Origin of the sequence: Gluconobacter sp. P5B12 (assembly GCF_018812035.1) — a bacterium.
GTDB lineage: Bacteria > Pseudomonadota > Alphaproteobacteria > Acetobacterales > Acetobacteraceae > Gluconobacter.
In genome coordinates, this window is the sequence record NZ_JACRVV010000001.1 from 391,664 (window position 1) to 413,304 (window position 21,641).

Annotated in this window: 19 protein-coding genes; 11 read left to right on the plus strand and 8 right to left on the minus strand. The window is 57.7% G+C overall.

Annotation, left to right across the window (positions count from 1 at the left end):
- Nucleotides 1–53 precede the first annotated feature (53 nt).
- From KP702_RS01770 to thiD, 5 genes are all read left to right on the plus strand, one after another.
- Nucleotides 54–941 carry a tetratricopeptide repeat protein gene (locus KP702_RS01770; protein WP_215768414.1) on the plus strand — a complete coding sequence of 296 codons (888 nt, stop codon included), beginning with the start codon at nt 54–56 and terminating at the stop codon, nt 939–941.
- Nucleotides 919–2,163: a tRNA lysidine(34) synthetase TilS gene (gene tilS / locus KP702_RS01775; protein ID WP_373687824.1), complete on the plus strand. Its 1,245-nt coding sequence runs from the start codon at nt 919–921 to the stop codon at nt 2,161–2,163. The genes KP702_RS01770 and tilS overlap by 23 nt, the downstream gene beginning before the upstream one ends.
- Before the next feature lie 167 nt (nt 2,164–2,330).
- Nucleotides 2,331–4,235, plus strand: coding sequence for an ATP-dependent zinc metalloprotease FtsH (gene ftsH, locus KP702_RS01780; protein WP_064273855.1), 1,905 nt, complete (start codon nt 2,331–2,333; stop codon nt 4,233–4,235).
- Nucleotides 4,236–4,337: 102 nt separating this feature from the next.
- Nucleotides 4,338–5,696: a phosphoglucosamine mutase gene (gene glmM, locus KP702_RS01785; protein ID WP_086634403.1), complete on the plus strand. Its 1,359-nt coding sequence runs from the start codon at nt 4,338–4,340 to the stop codon at nt 5,694–5,696.
- A gap of 3 nt (nt 5,697–5,699) precedes the next feature.
- Nucleotides 5,700–6,509 (plus strand): bifunctional hydroxymethylpyrimidine kinase/phosphomethylpyrimidine kinase, encoded by an 810-nt coding sequence (gene thiD / locus KP702_RS01790; RefSeq protein ID WP_215768415.1) that lies wholly within the window; start codon nt 5,700–5,702, stop codon nt 6,507–6,509.
- Nucleotides 6,510–6,519: 10 nt separating this feature from the next.
- Here thiD and KP702_RS01795 read toward each other — a convergent pair whose 3' ends face one another.
- Nucleotides 6,520–7,260 (minus strand): response regulator transcription factor, encoded by a 741-nt coding sequence (locus KP702_RS01795; protein ID WP_202206416.1) that lies wholly within the window; start codon nt 7,258–7,260, stop codon nt 6,520–6,522.
- Between the two features lie 153 nt (nt 7,261–7,413).
- Between KP702_RS01795 and fliI the strand changes: the two genes are divergently transcribed.
- Together fliI and KP702_RS01805 are read left to right on the plus strand one after the other, a co-directional pair.
- Nucleotides 7,414–8,790 carry a flagellar protein export ATPase FliI gene (fliI, locus tag KP702_RS01800; RefSeq protein ID WP_215768416.1) on the plus strand — a complete coding sequence of 459 codons (1,377 nt, stop codon included), beginning with the start codon at nt 7,414–7,416 and terminating at the stop codon, nt 8,788–8,790.
- Between the two features lie 20 nt (nt 8,791–8,810).
- A complete protein-coding gene (locus tag KP702_RS01805) occupies nt 8,811–9,236 on the plus strand; it encodes a flagellar export protein FliJ (protein ID WP_086634489.1) in 426 nt (141 codons plus the stop codon).
- Here KP702_RS01805 and KP702_RS01810 read toward each other — a convergent pair.
- The 3 genes from KP702_RS01810 to KP702_RS01820 form a co-directional block, all read right to left on the minus strand.
- On the minus strand, nt 9,228–9,644 hold the full coding sequence (locus KP702_RS01810) for a hypothetical protein (RefSeq protein ID WP_202206418.1): 417 nt from the start codon (nt 9,642–9,644) through the stop codon (nt 9,228–9,230). The genes KP702_RS01805 and KP702_RS01810 overlap by 9 nt on opposite strands.
- Before the next feature lie 72 nt (nt 9,645–9,716).
- Nucleotides 9,717–10,229, minus strand: coding sequence for a hypothetical protein (locus tag KP702_RS01815; protein WP_052750021.1), 513 nt, complete (start codon nt 10,227–10,229; stop codon nt 9,717–9,719).
- The gene (locus KP702_RS01820) at nt 10,226–11,473 is read right to left on the minus strand and encodes an aminopeptidase (RefSeq protein ID WP_202206419.1); all 1,248 of its coding nucleotides are present in this window, start codon (nt 11,471–11,473) and stop codon (nt 10,226–10,228) included. Before KP702_RS01820 ends, KP702_RS01815 begins: the two co-directional genes overlap by 4 nt.
- 196 nt (nt 11,474–11,669) lie before the next feature.
- On the opposite strand from KP702_RS01820, the gene KP702_RS01825 reads away from it, so the two are divergent.
- Complete coding sequence (locus KP702_RS01825) at nt 11,670–12,461, plus strand: glycosyltransferase (protein WP_215768417.1); 792 nt, start codon at nt 11,670–11,672, stop codon at nt 12,459–12,461.
- A gap of 19 nt (nt 12,462–12,480) precedes the next feature.
- Here the strand turns inward: KP702_RS01825 and KP702_RS01830 are convergent, their stop codons facing one another.
- The 4 genes from KP702_RS01830 to KP702_RS01845 form a co-directional block, all read right to left on the minus strand.
- A complete protein-coding gene (locus tag KP702_RS01830; protein ID WP_202206421.1) occupies nt 12,481–12,765 on the minus strand; it encodes a hypothetical protein in 285 nt (94 codons plus the stop codon).
- A gap of 133 nt (nt 12,766–12,898) precedes the next feature.
- The gene (gene hisC / locus KP702_RS01835; RefSeq protein WP_202206422.1) at nt 12,899–13,969 is read right to left on the minus strand and encodes a histidinol-phosphate transaminase; all 1,071 of its coding nucleotides are present in this window, start codon (nt 13,967–13,969) and stop codon (nt 12,899–12,901) included.
- The gene (locus tag KP702_RS01840; protein ID WP_046899923.1) at nt 13,966–14,469 is read right to left on the minus strand and encodes an ankyrin repeat domain-containing protein; all 504 of its coding nucleotides are present in this window, start codon (nt 14,467–14,469) and stop codon (nt 13,966–13,968) included. Before KP702_RS01840 ends, hisC begins: the two co-directional genes overlap by 4 nt.
- A gap of 35 nt (nt 14,470–14,504) precedes the next feature.
- Complete coding sequence (locus KP702_RS01845) at nt 14,505–15,524, minus strand: MBL fold metallo-hydrolase (RefSeq protein WP_373687825.1); 1,020 nt, start codon at nt 15,522–15,524, stop codon at nt 14,505–14,507.
- 121 nt (nt 15,525–15,645) lie between these two features.
- Here KP702_RS01845 and tkt point away from each other — a divergent pair, with 121 nt between their 5' ends.
- The 3 genes from tkt to gnd are packed head-to-tail and all read left to right on the plus strand — an operon-like array spanning nt 15,646 to nt 21,586.
- Nucleotides 15,646–17,703, plus strand: a complete 2,058-nt coding sequence (gene tkt, locus KP702_RS01850) for a transketolase (protein WP_086634411.1) — start codon at nt 15,646–15,648, stop codon at nt 17,701–17,703.
- 11 nt (nt 17,704–17,714) lie between these two features.
- Nucleotides 17,715–20,585 carry a bifunctional transaldolase/phosoglucose isomerase gene (locus KP702_RS01855; RefSeq protein WP_202206423.1) on the plus strand — a complete coding sequence of 957 codons (2,871 nt, stop codon included), beginning with the start codon at nt 17,715–17,717 and terminating at the stop codon, nt 20,583–20,585.
- Between the two features lie 2 nt (nt 20,586–20,587).
- On the plus strand, nt 20,588–21,586 hold the full coding sequence (gene gnd, locus KP702_RS01860; RefSeq protein ID WP_046899919.1) for a phosphogluconate dehydrogenase (NAD(+)-dependent, decarboxylating): 999 nt from the start codon (nt 20,588–20,590) through the stop codon (nt 21,584–21,586).
- Nucleotides 21,587–21,641 lie beyond the last annotated feature (55 nt).

Genomic DNA, 21,641 nt, shown 5'->3' on the forward strand with positions numbered 1-21,641 from the left:
CATTGCGAGAGGGCGCCCAGGCCGGGCGCTGACAATGTTTCAGGAGATCTTGCATGGCCCTGTCCCGTCCCCTCCGTGCCGTCATGCTCGGAACGGCGCTTTCTGTGCTTTGTCCTGTCCTGCCAGTCATGGCTCAGGACGCGTCAGATGGTGGGGGTATTTCCTCCCGAGAGGCGATTGCTCTTCAGGACGAAATTGCGTCGCTCCGTCAGCAGCTTTCCCAGATTCAGAACAGTGGGCCTCTGCCTGCTCCAAGCTCTTCGTCGTCGCGCGGTTCTTCCACCTCGGGAGCCGATGGCAACATGACGGCACAGCTTCTGGAGCGTGTTTCTGCCCTCGAAGAGCAGAACCGTCAGATGCGCGGGGAGCTGGATCAGCTGAGCAATGCGCAGAAGGAAACGCAGGCTAATCTGTCGAAGCAGATTTCAGACATGCAGTTTGCGTCGCAGAATGGTGGAAATGGCGCCGCCGCGTCTGCCCCGGCTGCTGCCAGCAGTTCGACAACATCTCCGAAAGCAGCAGAAACGGTGTCCCCGACTTCTGACGATGCTCCCAAGACAGCTATTGATGCATTAAAGCTGGGGAACGCGGCCTTAAAAGCGGGTAAGTATGAAGATGCTGAGACGAATGCGCGCTTTGCAATAAAGACTGCCAAGAGCGCTTCCGGCAAGATGGATTCCCAATTCCTTCTGGCTCAGTCTCTGGCCGGTCAGAAGCAGTATCGCGAGTCTGCTGTTGCTTATTACGACGCCTACAACAAAGCTCCGAAAACGCCGAAGGCACAGGACTCCCTGTTAGGCGTTGCGGCTTCTCTCCTGGCTATGGGGGATAAGAATTCAGCCTGTCAGGCGCTTGATAAGCTGAAGACTGAGTTCCCAACGCCGACGCCTCGCGTGAAATCCGCAGCAGCAACGTTCCGTGGGCGTGCAGCCTGTCATTGATCTGAACAATCCTATTCAGGCGGAGGAATTCTCTGTCTGGATGGATCGTGTGGGGCCTTGGCTGCCTGATATGCCATCTGCTCCCGTCGGGCTGGCAGTTTCCGGAGGGGCGGATTCCCTGGCGCTCGCGTGGTTGGCACGACGCTGGCGAACGCATGTTCTCGCATTCGTTGTTGATCACGCCTTGCGGCCGAATTCTGCGGCAGAGGCACACCTTACAACTGACAGGCTTGCGAAAATGGGAGTGGAGGCGCGGGTGTTAACCTTGGCGCCATTCCCGAAGGGGCGGCTCCAGGAGCGAGCCCGGGATGCGAGATTTGATGCTCTGGAACGGGCCTGTGTCTCTGCCGGATGTCTGGACCTTCTGGTTGCACATCATCTGCACGATCAGGATGAGACCGTCTCCATGCGGTATGGTGCGGGAAGCGGCGAAGCCGGGCTGGCTGGGATTGCCGAAACCGCTATTCGCGGGCGGATCAGGATTGTTCGGCCGTTGTTGGCCTGTCACCCGGAACGGCTGAGAGCGACCTTACGGGCTGCTGGCGTAAATTGGGTCGAAGATCCCTCTAATCAGAATCGCCGGTTTGAGCGCGTTCGATGGCGACAGGACCTGACGGAGAGCGAGCGGTCGCAAGCACGCAGTTGGCAAGGGGACGCTATACGGACGCGTGAGGCGCGAGATGTTGCTTTGGCCAAATTACTGGCGCATGCGGCCGTATGGCATTCCGCAGGCTGGGTTTTCCTCAGAGAAGACGGCATTTGCGAGGACAGCGTGTCTGCTCTGGTGCGGTTGGTTTCTGGCAGTCGTTATCGCCCATCGCGTGAGAAAGTCCTGTCACTCATAAAGCAGGGACAAGGCTCACTCGGGGGCGTGATCATGCGGGCAGCAGGGCGGTTTGGGGACGGCGTTATCTTTGTCAGAGAAATGCGATCTGTAGAGGCATCTGTCTGTGCTGCCGGGCAGCCTCTCTGGGATGGGCGCTGGCGATGCCTGCAAGAGGATGTGCCTGAAGGAACTCTTATTGGAGCTCTTGGAAGTGGGGCGCAGGGTCTTGATGCCAGACGATTGGGAATTCCTGTCGAAGCGTTACAGGCACTCCCCGCTCTCTGGCGCGACGGCTATGTCATAGGGTTGCCAGATCTTATGGAAAGGGCCGGAACGGTTCCATTCGTCTGGGCTGGAGGGGTTCCAGTTACCGGCGAAAACGGCGTAAACGGGTGAAAAGCGTACCAAAATGCGTGGAAATGCGTTTTCCTGCCCTTGATGGGGTAGGATCATGGGCAGGACCGCCTATGTTATGAAGTCAACGCAGACTATGACGTCGGCCTGTTGAGATGATGAAGCCCCGCTGCATCTGACGGACAGTCTGAAGGACGACAGAGAACGAGATGAACAATTTAGGCCGTAACGTTGCGATCTGGGTGGTCATCATCATGGTCGGAATGGCAGTGCTGACCGCCTTCCAGCCCGGTGGAAGCCAGCATGCTGCCCAGCAGATCGCCTATTCCGATTTTGTCCATGATGTGGACGAGCACCAGGTGCGCTCGGTGGTTATCCAGGAACAGAATATTTCTGGAACACTGACGAACGGTACCTCCTTCGAAACCTATGCACCGATGGATCCGGGCCTTCCGGCTCGTCTGACCGGCGCGGGTGTTGAAGTGACAGCCAAGCCAATGGATAGCGGTGAGAACTCCATCCTGCGGTATGTGGGAAATTATCTTCCCGTTCTTCTGCTTGTTGGCCTGTGCTTCATGGTGTTTCGCCAGATGCAGGCCGGTGGTGGCCGTGCGATGGGTTTTGGCAAGTCCAAGGCTCGTCTGCTGACGGAAAAGACGGGCCGCGTCACATTTGACGATGTGGCAGGTATCGATGAAGCCAAGGCTGAACTAGAGGAAATCGTCGAATTCCTGAAAGACCCGCAGAAGTTTACGCGTCTGGGTGGCAAGATCCCCAAGGGCGCCCTGCTGGTCGGCCCTCCGGGTACGGGTAAGACGCTTCTGGCCCGTGCAATTGCTGGTGAAGCCAATGTGCCGTTCTTTACGATTTCCGGTTCGGACTTCGTGGAGATGTTCGTTGGTGTCGGTGCATCCCGTGTGCGTGACATGTTCGAGCAGGGCAAGAAGGCTGCTCCGTGCATTATCTTCATCGATGAAATTGACGCCGTTGGCCGCCATCGTGGTGCCGGTCTTGGTGGCGGCAATGATGAGCGCGAGCAGACCCTTAACCAGATGCTCGTCGAGATGGATGGTTTTGAGAGCAATGAGGGCGTTATCCTGATTGCAGCAACCAACCGTCCGGATGTTCTGGATCCGGCTCTGCTGCGTCCGGGGCGTTTTGATCGTCAGGTCGTTGTGCCGAACCCTGATGTTGCTGGTCGCGAAAAGATCCTGCGCGTTCACATGAAGAAAGTACCACTGTCTTCAGATGTGGACCCAAAAGTGATTGCTCGTGGTACGCCAGGCTTCTCCGGTGCTGATCTTGCCAACCTTGTGAATGAAGCTGCTCTGATGGCTGCCCGTCAGGGACGCCGTACGGTCGGAATGGCTCAGTTTGAAGAGGCCAAGGACAAGGTCATGATGGGCGCAGAGCGTCGGTCCATGGTCATGACCGAAGACGAAAAGCGCTCGACGGCTTATCATGAAGCCGGACACGCCATCTGCGCGATCTTCACGCCGGGTAGTGACCCCATTCATAAGGCCACGATTGTGCCGCGTGGGCGCGCTCTGGGTCTGGTGATGACGCTGCCTGAGAAAGACAACATTTCCTACAGCCGGAAATGGTGCCTGGCGCGTCTGGTAATTGCCATGGGTGGCCGTGTTGCTGAAGAAATCATCTTTGGCCCGGAAGAAGTCAGTGCCGGTGCGTCGGGTGATATCAAGAGCGCTACCGATCTGGCTCGCCGAATGGTCACGGAATGGGGCATGAGCGACAAGCTCGGCATGATTTCCTATGGCGATAACGGACAGGAAGTCTTCCTGGGTCACTCTGTCACGCAGAACAAGAATCTGTCTGAGCAGACGGCGCGCGATATCGACGTAGAGATCAAGGCTCTGATTGATACGGCTTACCAGCAGGCGCATCATCTGCTTCTGACGCGGATTGATGATCTGCACCGTCTGACAGCGGCTCTGCTCGAGTACGAGACGCTGACTGGGGATGATGTTGGTCGGATCATGCGGGGAGAGGCGATCGAGCGTCCATCCGATGACGAGCAATTGCCCGATAATCGCCGCGCCTCTGTGCCGACGACGCGTCCGGGTGCGTTTGATCCGGCTCCTCAGGCAGGCTAATCAAACCGTTAACCGCACCGCAAGGCGCGTCATTGGAGGGGAATTTCCTCTCCGGTGCCGCGCCTTTTTCTTATCTATCGAGACAGGCAGGATTTCATAACCATGGCCAGCAAGAGGGCTCTGTTCGGGACGGACGGCATCAGGGGAACTGCAAACACCGCTCCGATGACGGTGGAAGTTTCCCAGAAGCTTGGACAGGCCGCGGGCCTGTATTTCATGCGCAGTCAGAGCCGTCGACATACTGTTGTGCTGGGCAAGGACACGCGCCTGTCCGGGTATATGATTGAATGTGCGCTTGTGGCTGGCTTTCTGTCTGCCGGTATGGATGTGATCCTTGTCGGTCCGCTTCCGACGCCAGCGATTGCCATGCTGACGCGGTCTTTGCGGGCAGACCTCGGTGTTATGATTTCAGCTTCTCACAATCCCTTCACCGACAATGGCATCAAGCTGTTTGGCCCAGACGGTTTCAAGCTTTCCGATGAAGTTGAAGGGGAGATTGAAGCCATGATGGGACAAGACCTGTCTCAGCGTTTGGCTTCACCGGCAGAAATCGGGCGTGCCTCTCGTTTGAACGATGCTGCTGGCCGCTACATTGAGAATGCCAAAGCTTCCTTCCCGCGGGGGCTGCGTCTGGATGGTTTGAAGATTGTTCTCGATTGCGCGAATGGGTCTGCATATCGCGTTGCACCAACTGCTCTCTGGGAGCTGGGTGCGGAAGTCATCAAGATTGGTTGTTCACCGGATGGCCTGAACATCAATGACGGTGTTGGCTCTACCCATCCAGAGACGCTTTGTGCTGCCGTGAAAGAACATGGCGCGGACTTCGGCATTGCGCTGGACGGAGACGCCGACCGTGTTCTGATCGCCGATGAGAACGGCAATCTGGTTGATGGCGACCAGATTCTTGGGTTGATCGCCCGATTCTGGAAGCAGCATGGACGTCTGCGGACCAACACGGTTGTGGCCACGGTCATGTCCAATATGGGGCTGGAGAAGGCTCTTGCGGAAGATGGTCTGGAGCTTCAGCGGACGGCCGTCGGGGATCGCTACGTCGTCGAGCGCATGCGTGAGAATGGTGGGAACCTAGGCGGGGAGCAATCCGGGCACATGGTGCTGTCCGATTACGCTACGACCGGAGATGGGCTGATTGCCGCTCTACAGGTTCTGGCTGTTTCAGTGGAGACCAAGAAGCCCGCTAGTGAGATCTGTCAGGTCTTCCAGCCTTTCCCGCAACTTCTCAAAAACGTTCGCTACTCTGGGGCTAATCCGTTGAGCAGTCCCGAACTGGCGGCTGCCAAAGCCTGGGCGGAAGAACGTCTCGCCGGGCGCGGTCGTCTGGTTCTGAGAGCTAGTGGGACCGAGCCTCTGATTCGCGTAATGGCGGAAGCAGAAGACGATGCGCTGGTTCTTCAGGTCGTGGATCATGTCTGTGAGGCGATCAGAGCAATTACGGAGGCCTGACGTATGCGTGGCCGGGTTCTGACAGTTGCGGGAAGTGACTCGGGTGGCGGGGCCGGGATTCAAGCCGACCTGAAGACCATTACCGCTCTGGGGGGCTTTGGAATGAGCGCCGTTACAGCCCTGACGGCACAAAATACACTCGGCGTCTTTGGGGTGGAGGCTGTCTCTCCAGCATTTGTTCGACAGCAGATGCAGGTCGTTATCGATGATCTGGGTGCAGATTGCTGCAAAACCGGAATGCTGGCGACGGCAGACATTGTTCATGCCGTTGCTGACGAACTGGAAAGTCATACGCATCTCCCACTAGTGCTTGACCCGGTCATGGTGTCCACCAGCGGGTCAGCTCTTCTGGCTGATGACGCTGTAGAAGCTGTGATGACCCGTCTTTTGCCGCGGGCCTTGGTCGTGACTCCCAATATTCCCGAAGCAGAAGTCATGACGGGTGAGGTCATTCATGATCTGGCAGGAATGCGTCGGGCAGCTCATATCCTGCAAGAGCGGGGAGCTGCGGCCGTTCTGCTTAAGGGGGGGCATATGGCGGGAGAGGATCTCGAAGATCTTCTGGTCTTCCCAAATGGAAATGAGTACGTACACCGCGCAACGCGGATTCATACGCGTCATACTCATGGAACGGGTTGTACGCTTGCCAGTGCCATTGCGACGGGCATTGCACAGGGCATGGATCTTGAAGCGGCGGTACGTCGGGCTAATGCCTATCTACGGCGCGCGCTCTCAGATGCGCCGGGATATGGAGCTGGTCACGGGCCGGTCAATCATGGTGTGACGATCCGGCCAGACTGGTACCAATCCTGAAGATCACGTTTTAGGCGACGGTCAGTTCAGATGTGGCTCTGGTCATTGGGCTGACAGAGGCGGGCAGGGGCTCGGCCGCTGTTTCTTCACGCAGAATGTAGCCACGTCCCCAGACTGTAGAGATGAGATTGCTGGCTCCTGCTTTCTGAAGCTTACGGCGCAGTTTGCAGATGAAGACATCAATGATCTTCATTTCAGGCTCATCAATGCCGCCATAAAGATGATTCAGGAAAGCATCCTTGGTCAGGACAGAGCCTTTCCGAATGACCAGAAGCTCCAGAATGGCGTATTCCTTACCCGTCAGGTGCAGGGGATTCCCCTCAACAGTGACGTTTTTCCCGTTCAGATCCAGTTCCAGATTGCCAATGCGCAGGCAAGGTTCGGCAAATCCGCGAGAGCGACGCATGACGGCCTGAAGACGGGCAACAAGTTCGCCTGAGTCATAAGGCTTTGTCATGTAATCATCGGCCCCCATCGAGAAGGCACGGATTTTGGCCTGGGGGCGGAGCAGGGCAGAGAGAACGAGAACGGGCGTCGTAATCCGGGCTGCGCGGACACGGCGGATGACATCGTAACCTTCGATATCGTTCAGCATCAGTTCCAGTACCATCAGATCATAATCGTAATGCCGGAGCATTTCGATTGCTTCCTCGCCAGAGGACGTATGATCGACGGTGAAGGCAGCCGTACGAAGGGTCTGAGACAGATGGGCTGCGGCCTGAAGATCGCTATCGACAAGAAGGATACGCATGTTTCTCAACTCCCGGATTGGTGAAGCAATGGTTACTACCCAAGGTTGTGTTTGTCGATAGATACAAATCAAAAAGCGTAAAAATTTCATTATTACGTCATTAAGGAGCGCTTGTTCAGGGTTTGTTAAGGTCGCGCTCCTTATGGTTGTTTGATGACGTCACATCGCGAAAACTCTCAGGAAATTGCCGAAAAAAGTCGATTAAAGAGTCTTCTCGAAAAGCTCTCATCCGTGCGCGTTGATAGTGCAATCGGAGTTGTTCGGGATGTGACAGGGTTGTGCATGACCATTCACGGCCTGGAGGGACTCGTTTCCATTGGTGACAGAATTAACGTGAAGGCTCGTTCTGGGTCATCAATACAGTCTGAGGTTGTGGGATTTCATAATGCACACGCGAGGGTCATGGCGTTCGGTAGCCTTGAAGGGATTGGGCCTGGGTGTGAAGCGCGTATTTCTTTGAGTGGGCGTCAGTCAGCCAGTCTGGGTGTGAATGAAAGCTGGCTTGGAAGAGTCGTGGACCCCCTCGGGATACCGATTGACGGGAAGGGGCCGTTAGCGCCGGCATTTCAGCAACAGTCTGTCAGTGCGGCACCTCCAAACGCTGCAACGCGGGCACGGCTTGGAGAGCGCATAGACTTGGGAGTGCGGGCGCTGGATGCGTTTACAACCTGTCGGCGTGGTCAAAGGCTGGGATTGTTTGCCGGGTCTGGTGTCGGAAAATCCACTTTGCTGTCCATGCTGGCGCGCGGTGCGAACTGCGATGTGGCGGTCATTGCACTGGTCGGTGAGCGCGGCCGTGAAGTTCGTGAATTCATTGAAGACGATCTGGGGGCTGAGGGGCTGGCGCGGAGTGTGGTGGTCATTGCCACATCAGATGCCCCTCCGTTGATGCGTCGGGATGCTGCCGTTGCGGGTATGGCGATTGCAGAGCACTTCCGTGATCAGGGTAAATCCGTGCTTTTGCTGATGGATAGTGTGACCCGCTATTGCATGGCCTTGCGTGAGATCGGTCTGTCAGCTGGGGAACCTCCTGCTACGCGTGGCTATCCTCCATCTGTTTTTGCTGAACTGCCGCGATTGCTCGAACGCGCGGGGCCTGGTTATCCGGGAGAAGGCATGATTACCGCCCTGTTCACGGTTCTCGTGGAAGGTGACGATCATAACGAGCCGGTTGCAGACGCCGTTCGTGGAATTCTCGACGGACATATTGTGCTGGATCGGCGGATTGGTGAGCAGGGGCGTTACCCCGCGATTGACGTTCTTCGGTCTCTGTCACGTGCCGTACCGGGATGTAATTCAGCTGAGGAAAACAGGCTCACGAAGCAGGCGCGGGCAACCATCGCAACCTATGAGCGGATGGCCGATATGATTCGTCTGGGGGCATACAAGGCTGGAACAGAGCCGGACGTCGATGAGGCTGTACGGCTTATGCCCAGGCTTGAAGAGTTTCTTTCTCAAGGCAAGAGCGAACGGTCTAACTGTGCGGAAGCGTTTGAACAGCTCTCCAGCATTATGAATACCGAGGCCTGAACACGATGGGAGCAGGTAAAATGAAGCAGATGCCCTTGGATACGCTCAAGCGCCTGCGGCGCCATGAACTGGAGGCTGTTGAGAAGGCGTTTGGCGAAGCAGTAGCGCGCGAGACTGCTGCTGAAGCAGTGTTGAGCAAGGCTCATCTGCTACTGATTCAGGAGCAGGGGCTGGCGTCAGATCCGCAGGCTGATGACGATGCAGTAGAAGCATTCAGCCGCTGGTTGCCCGTTGGCCAGCGTGCGATCGCTGACGCACAGGAGCTTTGCCGGGAGGCAGCACTTGATCGGGATTGTCTTCGTTCGGCTCTACTGATGGCTCAGGCAGCTCTAAAAGCTGTTGAGAAACTGCAGGATAAGCAGCGGCTTGAGATGAATTATCTCGCTCTTCGTAAGGAGCAAGCCGCTCTGGACGAACTGGCTCTGCGTCAGAGGGCCCTATACTGACGTTGCTGAGCGTAGAACGCCTGCGAGTTGGTGTGCCGTTCCGATAAGTGTGCAGGCAACAGGGTGCGTTTCATCACGGACGAAGGCGAGAATCAAAGTCTCGTCGCTCGGGAAAAGATCGCTTTCAAGGCTGACGACGGGAGCAGTCCCGCCTTCTTCCGACGCTGCCTGAGCGGCATGGGCCAAGAGTCGCGTTACGGCTTTTTCGAGGGCCGGAAGGACGATGGTGTGCGGCTTATCATGTTCTGCGGCGTGTGCAGCAACAAGCTCGTCCCATCCTTCTTTTGTGATGAACGCAGGAACACCGTCGGGCGGTGTGTCCCGTTCAGCACGGAGAATAGCTCCAGACTGGGCAAGCCCCAGAATGTTGACGGCAGGGAGTGTGGAAGGATCAAGCGCGACAGACATGTCGGCTTTTTATCAGTGAGAGAGTGGGAAAAGAAGGCGCGCCCTGCATAAAGTCAGAGCACGCCCGTAAAATTAGTGGGGAGGGTTGCCCATAGCCTGCATCAGGGCGTTGACCTGATCCGGATGGGCTTTGAACAGCGCAACGTTGTTCGGGTTGGGAGACGGCATGCCTGCTGGAACCTGTCCGTTGCTTACGGCAAGTGTCATGCCAAAGGTCGTCATGCCCGTGATGAAGCTTTCCGGCGTAAAGCCATGGGATGAGAGCACAGCGGCAAAACCGGGAACCTGACCTGCCTGGCTAATCATCGCCTGCAAGCCGAGCCCCTGAGAGTTGGGTGGCTGGATATTGCGGGCCTGAAGCTCCCCAATCGCGCTCGTGGCACGTGGCATGAAGTCTGCGGGCAGGGCGTAGCGCATGGCGCGCTCTGTGTCGGCCTTGAACTGCGGGGGAACCTGCGCAGGCTGCTGGGCTTGCTGCCCATCAACCTGGGTCTGGCTTGGGTAGCCCTGTGCGTGCGCAGAAAAAGGAAGAGCCGCGCTGGCGAAGAGAGCGAGCGCTGTGAGCGTTTTGATGTTCAAAGTCATGCGTTTACCCATTCGCCGGAACGCATCAGAGGCGTGCGGCTGCCGTTTTTGATCCCATCGAGATCGATTTTATCCGAGCCAATCATCCAGTCGATATGGATCAGGGAGTCATTAACGCCACGCTCCAGAAGCTGTTCCGGCGTCAGACCTTCAATGTCGACCATGCACTTGGTGTAGGCTTGGCCCAGCGCAATGTGGCTGGATGCGTTTTCATCGAACAAGGTGTTCCGATAGAGGATTTCGCTTGCGGAAATTGGCGACGAGTGGGGCACAAGGGCCACCTCGCCAATCCGGCATGCGCCTTCATCGGTGTCTAGAATACGATGGAGAACGTTTTCACCCTTGCTCGCGTGTGCTTCGACAATGCGGCCATCTTCAAAACGGACGGAAATGTCGTCGATCAGTGTACCCTGATGGAATAGCGGCTTGGTACTGCAGACGGTGCCGTTCACACGGGAGCGGTGCGGTGTTGTGAAGATTTCTTCGGTCGGGATGTTTGGATTGCAGACAATGCCGTTCAGTGCCTCTTCTGATCCGCCAGCCCAGGCATGGCCATCTGCAAGGCCAACCGTAAGATCAGTGCCCGGACCGGTGAAGTGCAGGGCGTCAAAGCGTGTGTCGTTCATGAATTTTGCACGGGCATGCAGGCGGGCGTTGTGGGCCTTCCAGTCTGCTACCGGGTCTGGGACATCCACGCGCGAAGCTTTGAAGATGCCGTTCCATAGCGCCGTCAGTGCGTCTTCCGGAGCCAGATCGGGGAAGACCTGTGCGGCCCATGCCGGGGTGGCGCAGGCGATGATGTTCCAGTTCACTGCGAACTGGGTAATGATTTCCATCGCCGGGCGGTTGGCTGCTGAGTTTGCGCGGTTTGCGCGTGAAATCCGCTCTGGATCCTGGCCTGCAAGAAGAGTTGGGTTGGCACCAGTAATGGCCATGCGCGCTGCCCCTTCACGGAAGGCGCGGGCAATACCGTCAGCCAGCCAGGTCGGGGCTGTATCGAAGGCGGCATCAGAGGCATGGACGTAACGGGCGAGTGTCGTCTCATCGTCGGCGTACAGCGTTGTGACGAGTGATGCTCCAGCCTTATAGGCGTGTTCGGTAACGCGCCGGACCAGCGGAACGGCATCCAGCGGTGCCGTAATGAGGAGCTGCTGCCCCGGCTTGATGTTCAGTCCGACGCGAACTGCGACTTCGCCGAGGCGGTCAAGAAGCTGCTCGTGCGAAAATTGGGAAGTAGCGGACACATCTTGCTCTTTCGCAGTGGAATTCTGTTTTCATCGTGGGGGCTGCACGACCGAAGCGCAAGAGCATGCCTGGTGGCGCCTGAAGTGGGTGGACCTTCGCTCTAGTGCGGTTGGCATGGCTCTTTGTGCAGGGACGAGATTAAGTGCCGGGTTGACCAGCATGGACGGAGAGTGCTGCACGCCGTAGTCTTGCAGAATGCGTCCTGGACTTCATATTTTTGCTGACGATGGTCAGCCGGACCAGCAGTCGTTTGATGTCGCTGTTGTCATGCCCAGCCTGCTGAGGCCCTCATTATTTCACGCTTTGCGGTCGATCTTCGCCCAGAGTGGTGACCTGCGCGTGCAGATCATGATCGGTGCGGATACTACGCCACCAGATGGAGCGCGGGAGATGCTGGAGAGTGCCTGTCAGGCGCGTCCGGAGGGCTGGTCAGTGGACGTGCTATGGCCGGGATATTCCACGTCTGTGCGGCATGGAGGGTTTGGCCGCGCACGTGATGGAGGCGTGCTGCGGAGTGTCCTGAGCCAGCTCTCCAATGCGCCTCGGGTGGCTTATCTGGATGATGACAACTGGTGGGCACCGGATCATCTGTCATCGCTTCTTGAAGCGATTGAGGAAAAGGACTGGGCCTGGTCAGGTCGATGGTTTGTACATCCCAAAACGTTAAAGCCGGTCTGCGAAGATCAGTGGGAATCTGTGGGCCCGGGCGGGGGGCTCTTCCGCGAGTCCTTTGGAGGGTTTGTAGACCCGAATTGTCTGATGATTGATCGGACGAGAGTTCCGGAGGTTCTGGATCTCTGGAACCAGCCTCTTCCGCAGGATCAGGGCGGGATGACGGCAGATCGAAGTGTTTTTAACTGGCTGAAAAGCAGGCCCGGCAAACCTACCGGAAAGTACTCAGCATTCTATGTTCTGACAGAAACGGACGGCATGCATCCGGTTCGTCTGCAGTGCATGGGAGAGGCGTGGAACCGGGCAGGCCTGTAAGGCTGCCCGGTTCGTAATTTCACATGGAGCGAATGGTGTTCCGGCGCGGCGCGCGGCGCTGACGCTGCTGGTCCTGCGGTTGGGCGCTCGGGTTGGCGGCGCGGGTAGCCTTTTCACGGGCTGCGGCACGGAGTTCAGTTTCCAGCTCCTTGATACGGCGCTGGACGCTCTCTTTCAGAGCAGGGGATGTGTGAGACTTCATGGAAGCAAGTGTTTCCTTGAGGTCCCGAAGCTGCTTTTCCTTCTCTGCCTGGTTACGGCGGATAGGCTGATTGTCGGACATCTGTCCGTGGAATGCGCGCATGGTCTTGGTCTTTCAGCACGAAACGCCAGAGGCCTCCGCATCATCACTGAATGCGGAACGGTGCGCGAATGCACACCGGGCAGCCTCTGAAAGGTCATGATCGTGAGGGCGGATCAGTCCGCCCAACTGTGGTTCAGGATCGGTTTGTGAGAATGATGGCCCGCAGGGCGTCAATCAGGCGTGTGCAGGCCTCGTCCGTTCCGATCGTGACGCGTAGCCAGTTCTGGATACGCGGGGTTGAAAGATGCCGCACCAGGATCGAACGCTCGCGCAGGGCGCTCGCAACCGATCCGGCCGGATGCGCCGGGTGGCGCATGAGAATGAAGTTGGCACAGGATGGAAGGACTTGGAAGCCGAGATTTTCCAGTTCAGGGACAAGTGTTTTCCGGCTGGCAATCACTCGGGCCGTAATCTCTTCCAGCCAGTCCGTATCCTTGATGGCGGCAATGGCCCCTGCCTGTGCCGGGCGTGAAAGCGGATAGGAGTTGAAACTGTCCTTCACCCGGATCAGGCCCTCAATCAGTTCCGGTGAACCAATTGCGAAACCGACACGCAGGCCTGCCAACGCGTAGGATTTGGAAAGTGTCTGCACGACCAGAAGGTTGTCATAACGCTTCGTCAGTTCGATAGTCGAGTCGGCACCGAAATCCACGTATGCTTCGTCGATGATGACCGTCCGATCCGGGTGGCGAAGAGCGAGCGTTTCGATCTGCTCAAGCGAGAGGGCCAGACCCGTATTGGCGTTGGGGTTGGCAACGACAACGCCACCGCAGGGGCCATCATAAGCGTTGATGTCGATCTCGTAGTCGTCGTTGAGCGGGAACTGCTTGAAGGGCTGTTCAAACAGGCTGCAATAGACCGGATAGAAGCCGTAAGTGACGTCCGAGAAGTAGAGCGGTGCGTCATCGTGAAAGAGGGCACGGAAGGCGTGAGCCAAGACTTCATCGGAGCCATTTCCAACGAAAACCCGGTCTGTTGTGACACCGAAGCGCTTCGCGATGGTTTCACACAGGATTGTTGCAGTTGGGTCCGGGTAAAGGCGAAGGTCGTCCGTTGCAGTCTCTCGGATAGCCTCTAGTACCCGCGGGCTCGGACCATACGGAGACTCGTTCGTATTGAGCTTCAGCAGGTTGGTTAGTTTAGGTTGTTCGCCAGGGACGTAAGGGTCCAGAGCGTGGACGCGTTTGTTCCAGAAGCGGCTCATGCGCCTGTTTCCTGATCGAAAAAGCCAGTCACACCCTGTCGCTCTGCGAGGTCACGGGCAGAAACGCCGTCGCCGTCCCGATGATCCGGATTGGCGCCCGCAGACAGAAGAAGCCGTGCCATGTCCGTACGGCCAAACATGATGGCGAACATCAGAGGCGTCCGGCCCGAGAAATTTGCGTGATCCACCTGAGCCCCATTGTCGATCAGGACCTGTGCAATGTCCGTCATGCCTTTGAAGGCGACGCCGGACAGGGCCGTGGCCCCCTTCAGATCAACGGATTCCGTATTGGCTCCGCGTGCGAGGAGTAGCCGCGCGGCATCCAGATGTCCGTTGTAGGTCGAGACAATGAGGGCCGTGTAGCCGCGACTGTCAGGTGTATCGATGACCATTCCTGCATCCAGGAACTGGGTCAGGAGGTCCGTGTCACCCTCACGGGCGGCGTCAATGAACAGGGCAGTGATCTGTTCAGGCGTGAAGTTGACGGTCTGTGCGTTCATGACGGTTTCCACAAGGGGGACATAGTGCCGGTAGGTTAGCGGCTTGCGGGAGGGGGCGAAAGAGCCAGGGTTTCCCCGTTTTCCAGAGCTTTAAAGGGACGGGCACGGTCCTGAAAGGCCAGATGGAGGCGTGCCGCAGGCTCCAGAATAGCTTCATCAGTCAACTGGAATGTCCCGAAGTGAATGGCCATCGCCTGGGTGGGCTTGAGCGTATCAAAGGCCATAACCGCCTCTTCCGGGTTCATGTGAACGCGACGCATGAAATTGCGTGGCTCGTAGGCACCGATTGGGAGGATTGCGAGGTCAATCGTGTTCCAGCGATTATGGATCGCGTCAAAGTGACGGCCCCACGCTGTGTCTCCGGCGAAGAACACGGTTTTGTCCTGTGCTTCGATCACGAAGCCACCCCAGAGCGCCTTGTTCTGGTCGAATGGAGTGCGTGCGCTGCCATGCAGGGCTGGAGTTGCAGAAATACGCGCACCTTCAGCCTGCGTGCTGTTCCACCAGTCAAGTTCGACAATGCGGGGCAAGCCAGCTTTTTCCAGATGGCTACGGTTTCCCGGCAACGTAATGCACAGCGGATCACCTTTGCGCGCCAGAATGCGCAGGGTCGGGAGATCCATGTGGTCGTAATGGCAATGTGAAACCAGAATGAGATCGATCGGCGGCAGGTCTTCAAAACAGATGCCGGGTGGCCGGACGCGTCGGGGGCCGAAACTCCGGAACGGGGAGCAGCGTTCTGAAAACACCGGGTCCGTGATGATGCGTAATGGTTCACGTCCCTGCCGGCCGAACTGAAGCAGAACGGTGGCATGGCCGATGAACGTTGCGAGACATTCACCGGGCGCGGGAGCAGTCAGGGTGTGGGGTTTCTGAGGGGGCAGGGCATCAGGCCAGCGGGGACGCAGGCTGAGCTGCCACTTCAGGATATTGCGGAAGCGCTGGGCAGGGGTTCGTCCTGAAACAGCGTTATCCGGGCGCCACGAAGGTGGGTTGAAATAACGTGTTCCATCGAAGTGAGGCGGGTTGTCGTCAAGCACAAGACCGTGTTTCACAATATGGTTTACCCATCAAGCATTGCGTCAGACGTGATATCGCGTCATGCCGTGGCTGCAGAAGGTGCGGGGGCATCATTGACCTTTCCCCCGCTCGTCACAAGCCGGAGACCCCATACCGATGAGTACGCTTCCTGAACTCGGTATCAATACCATCCGCACCCTTTCCATGGACGCCGTCGAGCGTGCGAATTCCGGGCATCCCGGAACCGCAATGGCTCTCGCCCCGGCCATGTATGCGCTTTGGCAGCATGATCTGAACTACGATCCTGCCGATCCGCTATGGCCAGCCCGTGACCGGTTCGTCCTGTCCGTCGGACACGCCTCCATGCTCCTGTACTCGACGCTGTTCCTGACAGGCGTTCGGGACATCCAGGATGGAAAGGTCGTGGACCAGCCAGCTCTCACTGTCGAGGACCTGAAGCAGTTCCGCCAGCTGAGCTCCCGGACGCCGGGCCACCCGGAATATCGTTTCACCTCAGGCGTTGAAACAACGACCGGCCCGCTGGGTCAGGGCTGTGGCAACTCCGTGGGTATGGCCATTGCTGAAAAGTGGCTGGCTGAAACGTACAACCGCCCCGGTTTCAAGCTGTTCGACTATCATGTCACGGTTTTCTGTGGTGATGGCGACATGATGGAAGGTGTGGCTTCGGAAGCGGCTTCAACGGCCGGTCATCTGGGCCTCGGCAACCTGACCTGGGTTTACGATTCCAATCAGATCTCTATTGAAGGCTCGACCGACCTTGCCCTGACCGAAGACGTTGGCAAGCGTTTCGAGGCCTATAAGTGGCATGTTCAGACGCTGACGGACGGTAACGACGTTCAGGCAATCCTGAAGGCCCTTCAGGAAGCAAAGAAGGTCACGGACCGCCCGAGCATGATCGTTCTGAAGACGGTCATTGGTTACGGTGCGCCGAAGAAGGCCGGCACAGCTTCTGCTCATGGTGAACCGCTGGGCAAAGATGAAATCAAGGGCGCGAAGGCAGCTTATGGCTGGCCGGAAAATGCCGGTGATTTCTATGTTCCGGATGGTGTCCAGGAACATTTCGCTGAAGGTCTCGGCAAGCGCGGTGCAGCAGCCAGTGCCCAGTGGCGCGAACTGTTCTCGGCTTACAAGGAAGCGCATCCGAAGGAAGCCGCCGAGCTTGAAGCAATCTTCGAGCACCGTCTGCCAGAAGGCTGGGACAAGGACATTCCGGTTTATGAGGCTGATGCCAAGGGCGTTGCATCCCGCGCAAGTTCTGGCCAAGTGCTGAATGCCGTTGCCAAGAACCTGCCCTGGATGATCGGTGGGTCTGCTGACCTGACGCCGTCCACGAAGACGGACATCAAGGGTGGTGGATCGTTCCAGCCGCCGCAGTGGGGTGGCACCTATGGTGGCCGCAACCTGCACTTCGGTGTGCGTGAACACGCGATGGGCTCGATCTGTAATGGTATCGCGCTGTCCGGCATCCGCGCCTATGGCTCCGGCTTCCTGATCTTCTCCGATTACATGAAGGCTCCGATCCGTCTGTCGGCCATCATGGAACTGCCGGTCACGTATATCTTTACGCATGACTCCATCGGCGTCGGTGAAGATGGCCCGACCCATCAGCCGATCGAGCAACTTGCTCAACTTCGCGCGACCCCAGGCATCATGACGATCCGCCCATCCGACGCCAACGAAGTGGCAGAGGCATGGCGCACGCTGATCCCGATGACGCACAAGCCTGCTGTTCTGGCTCTAAGCCGCCAGAATCTGCCAACCATTGACCGCACGAAGTATGCAGCGGCTTCCGGTCTGGCCAAGGGCGCGTACGTTCTGGCCTCCTGTGAAGGTAAGCCGGATGTGATTCTGATGGCTTCGGGTTCTGAAGTATCGCTGGTTGTCGAAGCTTATGAAAAGCTTACGGCAGAAGGTGTGAAGGCCCGCGTGGTGTCGATCCCGAGTTTCGATCTGTTTGAAGAGCAGAGCCAGGAATACCGCGATTCCGTTCTGCCGCCTGACGTGATCGGCCGCGTAGCTGTCGAGCAGGCTGCGGCCTTCGGTTGGGACCGTTATGTCGGTCTTGGCGGCTCGATCATTGCCATGAATTCGTTTGGTGCATCGGCTCCTGCCTCTGCACTTCTGACCAAGTTCGGTTTTACGCCGGAAGCAGTTTATGGCGCCGCGAAGCGTCAGGCTGCCCGTAGCAAGTAAGGAGAGAACCTGTGGCGGACACAATCTCTAACACCGGCCTAGACAAAGTGGGCAGTGTCCTGCGGGATCTGGAAAAGCATGGCCAGTCCCCCTGGCTGGACTTTATCCAGCGCAGTTTTACGGAAGATGGCAGCCTCAAGAAGCTTGTCGAGGAAGACGGGCTTCGCGGGGTCACCTCCAACCCGGCCATTTTCGAGAAGGCCATCGGTAAGGGGACGGAATACGATCCTCAGATCCGCAAGCTTCTCGAAGGGGAAGGTCTCTCTGCTGGAGACCTTTACGAGCACCTCGCGATTGATGACATCCGCGCTGCCTGCGGTGTCCTTTATCCGGTGTTCGAAAAGACAAAGGGTCTGGACGGGTACGTCAGCCTCGAAGTCTCTCCGTATCTGGCCTTTGACGCGCACGGCACCATCACGGAAGCCCGTCGCCTGTGGAAGGCTGTCGGTCGTAAGAACCTGATGGTCAAGATTCCGGGTACGGAAGAAGGCACGGGTGCGATCCGCGAAGCGATTGCAGACGGCATCAACATCAACGTGACGCTGCTGTTCTCTCTGGATGCGTACAAGGCCGTTCTGGAAGCTTACATTTCCGGTCTTGAAGCCCGCGCAGCCCGTGGGGAAGACATTTCCCACATCTCCAGCGTTGCTTCCTTCTTCGTCAGTCGTATTGACGCAAAGATCGATGGCGAAATCGACCGCCGCGTCGCTGCGGGTGACAAGGATGCCGAAGCGCTCAAGGCTCTGCGTGGCAAGGTTGCCATCGCAAACGCCAAGGCCGCCTATCAGTATTACCTTGACGTCAAGAAGAGCCCGCGCTGGCAGGCACTTGCTGCCAAGGGTGCAAACCCGCAGCGTCTGCTCTGGGCCAGCACCGGCACGAAGGACAAGGCTTACTCTGACGTCCTGTACGTCGAAGAGCTGATTGGTCCGGAGACGGTCAACACCATTCCGCCAGCAACGTTCGATGCGTTCCGTGATCACGGTAAGCTCCGTGAGAGCCTGACGGAAAACGTTGAAGAAGCCCGTCACGTTCTGGCTGAGGCCGAGCGCCTTGGTCTGGATCTGGCCGGTGTCACGGCGAAGCTGGTGAAGGATGGCTGTGCGTCCTTCTCTGAGTCCTTCGACACTCTTCTCGGTGCGGTCGCTGAAAAGCGGGAGTCTGTGCTGGGAAAACGGTTGCTCCACGTCACAGCTGACCTTCCCTCGGATATCCGCGACGATGTTGCTGAATCCGAGACGGCGTGGAGCAAGGAAGGTCTGGTCCGTCGCATTTGGGCGAAGGACGCCTCTGTCTGGACGAATGGTGCTGAAGCCGGTTGGCTGAACTGGCTGACCATCGTTCAGGATCGTTTGTGGCACATCGAAGAGCTGGAACTTCTGGCTCGTGATGTCCGCAGTCGTGGTTTCTCTGACATCCTGCTTCTGGGTATGGGCGGTTCGAGCCTTGGCCCAGAGGTCCTGGCCGAAACCTTCGGTCAGCAGGAAGGTTGGCCGAAGCTGCATGTTCTCGACAGCACCGACCCGCAGCAGGTTCGGGCTTATGAGAAGGCCGTTGATCTCAAGAAGACCCTGTTCATCGTGGCCAGCAAGTCTGGCGGTACGCTGGAGCCGAACATTCTGTTCGCGCATTTCTGGACGGTTGCCGGTCAGGCTCTGGGCAAGGCTCCGGGCGATAACTTCATCGCCATCACGGACCCTGATTCCCACATGCAGAAGGTCGCTGAAGAGAACGGCTTCTGGCGCATTTTTTACGGCGATCCAAAAATCGGCGGACGGTTCTCTGTCCTGTCAAACTTTGGACTGGTGCCAGCCGCCGTCAGCGGTCTGGATGTTCGCAAGTTCTTGACCATTACCAATCTGATGGTCGAGAGCTGTGGTCCAAGCGCACCGGCACACGTTAACCCCGGTGTGACGCTGGGTCTGATCCTTGGTCATTCCGCCAAGTGCTTCGGCCGTGACAAGGTGACAATCCTTGCTTCCAAGGGCATTGCGTCCTTCGGGGCCTGGCTTGAGCAGCTTATTGCGGAAAGCACCGGTAAGAAGGGCACAGGTCTGATCCCGATTGACGAGGAAGTGCTCGGCACGCCTGACGTCTACGGCAAGGACCGCGTTTTCGTGGACATCCTGCTGGGCGACGACGTTCCGGATAGTCGTCTTGGAGCACTGCGTGAAGCTGGAGCTCCGGTGATTACGGTGCGTCTGGCAGACAAAAACGAGATCGGGCAGGCCTTCTTTGTCTTTGAATTTGCAACTGCTGTTGCAGGTGCGGTTCTGGGCATTGACCCGTTTGATCAGCCGGATGTCGAGTTCAGCAAGGTTGAAACCCGCAAGCTGACGAACGCCTATGCTGAAACTGGTTCACTGCCAGCAGAAGAGCCGTTCGCAATCGACGGAAAGCTGTCTTTCTACGCAGATGAAAAGAATGCGGGTGTTCTTGGGGGAGGAGACGCTGTTTCCGTTCTCAAGAAGCACTTCAGCCGTGTTGGTGCGGGCGATTATGTTGGCCTTCTGGCCTATATCGAGCGCAACCGTGAAACACGGGACTGGGCGCAGGACGTTCGGATGGAATTGCGGGATGCGCTGAAGGTTGCCACAGCAGCCGAGTTCGGCCCGCGCTTCCTTCACTCGACAGGCCAGGCCTACAAGGGCGGCCCCGACAGTGGTGTTTTCCTTCAGGTAACTGCGGCTGATGCTGCCGACGTTCCGGTTCCGGGGCATGGTTTCAGCTTCGGTGTCGTCAAGGCGGCACAGGCACGCGGTGACTTTGAAGTTCTCTCGGCCCGTGGGCGTCGTGCCCTCCGGGTGCATATCGATGGACCGTTGGAAGAGGGCCTGAAGACCCTTGCCACGGCAATCCATAAAGCGGTGGCAGGAGCATAAACATGCGGATCGGTATCATTGGTCTGGGTCGTATGGGCGGCAATATTGCCGTCCGTCTGACCCGGCATGGACATGATGTTGTTGTGCATGACCGCACGGCTGCCGTGACGGCAGCGACTGTGGAGCGATCCGAAAAGGGTCGCGCCACAGGCGTGGACAGCGTCGAGGCGCTTGTAAAGGGTCTTGAAGGTGACACGCATCGTGTCGTCTGGGTCATGCTTCCGGCTGGTGCGATTACCGAAGCCTGCGTGAAGCAGCTCGGCACGCTTCTCGGCAAGGGAGATGTCATCATTGATGGTGGCAACAGCTACTACAAGGATGACGTCCGTCGTGCGGAAGAGCTGGCAGCGAAGGGGATTTCCTACGTTGACGTTGGCACGTCCGGCGGTGTGTGGGGCCTCGAACGTGGCTACTGCATGATGTATGGCGGGCCGAAAGAGGCTGCGGATTATATCGATCCAATTCTGGCGGCTCTGGCCCCTGGAAAGGGTGATGTTCCCGTCACGCCGAACCGGGACGCGACCAATCTCGATCCGCGTGCCGAGCAGGGTTATCTGCACTGTGGCCCATCCGGTTCCGGGCATTTTGTGAAGATGATCCACAACGGGATCGAATACGGCATGATGCAGGCCTTCGCTGAAGGCTTTGACATCATGAAGAGCAAGAACTCGCCCGTTCTGGCCGAAGGTGAACGCTTCGACTTGAACATGGCGGATATTGCAGAAGTCTGGCGTCGCGGCAGTGTCGTGTCGTCCTGGCTGCTGGATCTAACGGCGGAAGCGCTCGCGAAGTCGGGCGAACTGTCCGAGTTCTCTGGTGAAGTTGCTGACTCTGGTGAAGGTCGCTGGACGATCGAAGCCGCCATTGAAGAAAATGTGCCGGCGCCAGTGATGACGGCGGCCCTGTTTACCCGTTTCCGTTCGCGGTCGGGCAACAACTTCGCCGAGAAGATTCTTTCGGCGCAGCGTTTCGGCTTTGGCGGTCACGTCGAGCAGAAATAAGCCCCTCTGACGGATGGGCAAGGGGGAGTGGGCACAGTATGCTCACTCCCCCATT

Bases quoted from the DNA above. Each gene is read 5' to 3' on its own strand.
- hisC (WP_202206422.1), bottom strand. From the start codon at position 13,969: ATGAGCCGCTTCTGGAACAAACGCGTCCACGCTCTGGACCCTTACGTC.
- KP702_RS01795 (WP_202206416.1), bottom strand. From the start codon at position 7,260: ATGCGTATCCTTCTTGTCGATAGCGATCTTCAGGCCGCAGCCCATCTG.
- KP702_RS01840 (WP_046899923.1), bottom strand. From the start codon at position 14,469: ATGAACGCACAGACCGTCAACTTCACGCCTGAACAGATCACTGCCCTG.
- KP702_RS01770 (WP_215768414.1), top strand. From the start codon at position 54: ATGGCCCTGTCCCGTCCCCTCCGTGCCGTCATGCTCGGAACGGCGCTT.
- ftsH (WP_064273855.1), top strand. From the start codon at position 2,331: ATGAACAATTTAGGCCGTAACGTTGCGATCTGGGTGGTCATCATCATG.
- thiD (WP_215768415.1), top strand. From the start codon at position 5,700: ATGCGTGGCCGGGTTCTGACAGTTGCGGGAAGTGACTCGGGTGGCGGG.
- KP702_RS01825 (WP_215768417.1), top strand. From the start codon at position 11,670: ATGCGTCCTGGACTTCATATTTTTGCTGACGATGGTCAGCCGGACCAG.
- gnd (WP_046899919.1), top strand. From the start codon at position 20,588: ATGCGGATCGGTATCATTGGTCTGGGTCGTATGGGCGGCAATATTGCC.
- fliI (WP_215768416.1), top strand. From the start codon at position 7,414: ATGACGTCACATCGCGAAAACTCTCAGGAAATTGCCGAAAAAAGTCGA.
- tkt (WP_086634411.1), top strand. From the start codon at position 15,646: ATGAGTACGCTTCCTGAACTCGGTATCAATACCATCCGCACCCTTTCC.
- glmM (WP_086634403.1), top strand. From the start codon at position 4,338: ATGGCCAGCAAGAGGGCTCTGTTCGGGACGGACGGCATCAGGGGAACT.
- KP702_RS01810 (WP_202206418.1), bottom strand. From the start codon at position 9,644: ATGTCTGTCGCGCTTGATCCTTCCACACTCCCTGCCGTCAACATTCTG.
- KP702_RS01805 (WP_086634489.1), top strand. From the start codon at position 8,811: ATGAAGCAGATGCCCTTGGATACGCTCAAGCGCCTGCGGCGCCATGAA.
- KP702_RS01830 (WP_202206421.1), bottom strand. From the start codon at position 12,765: ATGCGCGCATTCCACGGACAGATGTCCGACAATCAGCCTATCCGCCGT.
- KP702_RS01815 (WP_052750021.1), bottom strand. From the start codon at position 10,229: ATGACTTTGAACATCAAAACGCTCACAGCGCTCGCTCTCTTCGCCAGC.